The organism is Aeromonas sp. EU05-FHT14A05, assembly GCF_058791175.1.
Genome location: NZ_JBYTDH010000032.1, coordinates 1 through 634 on the forward strand (window position 1 = coordinate 1; position 634 = coordinate 634).

The window sequence follows — 634 nt, forward strand, 5'->3', positions numbered from 1 at the left end:
TTCATGACTGGGGTGAAGTCGTAACAAGGTAACCCTAGGGGAACCTGGGGTTGGATCACCTCCTTACCTTAAGATGTCGAAGTTGTTGAGTGTTCACACAGATTGCCTTGATTCAAAGTAGTTAGAGCAAAGACCTGATGCGCAAGCGTCAGTGCTTATCTGGCTTCGGTCAGATGAGAGAAGCCCGTTCGTTGGGTGTTGGGATGTGAATAATGGCGTGAGCTGTTACCCAATCACCTGCGCGCAAGCGCAAAGACAAATCCGGGTCCCCTTCGTCTAGAGGCCTAGGACACCGCCCTTTCACGGCGGTAACAGGGGTTCGAATCCCCTAGGGGACGCCACTTCTCTTCTTGCTAACAAGAATGCAGACATAAGCAATCATGTTTATGTCTGTTTTCTTCAGCCTTGTGCTGTTGCAAACATGCTCTTTAACAATCTGGAAAGCTGATTTAAAAAGTAGTTCTCAAACATTTGTTACAAGTGCTTTGGAAACTTCTTGGCGAAAACCAAATTTTATTTGGTCCTTGTTGTACGACAACAGGCTGTGCCGGTTTCACCGACACTTCTTGGGGTTGTATGGTTAAGTGACTAAGCGTACATGGTGGATGCCTTGGCAGTCAGAGGCGATGAAGGA

Annotated in this window: 1 tRNA gene and 1 rRNA gene; both read left to right on the forward strand. The window is 47.5% G+C overall.

The window, feature by feature from the left end:
• A 16S ribosomal RNA gene (locus AC3WR3_RS20815) occupies nt 1–66 on the forward strand; the annotation flags it as partial.
• 199 nt (nt 67–265) lie between these two features.
• Nucleotides 266–341 (forward strand) — tRNA-Glu (locus AC3WR3_RS20820).
• The last annotated feature ends 293 nt before the right edge of the window (nt 342–634 follow it).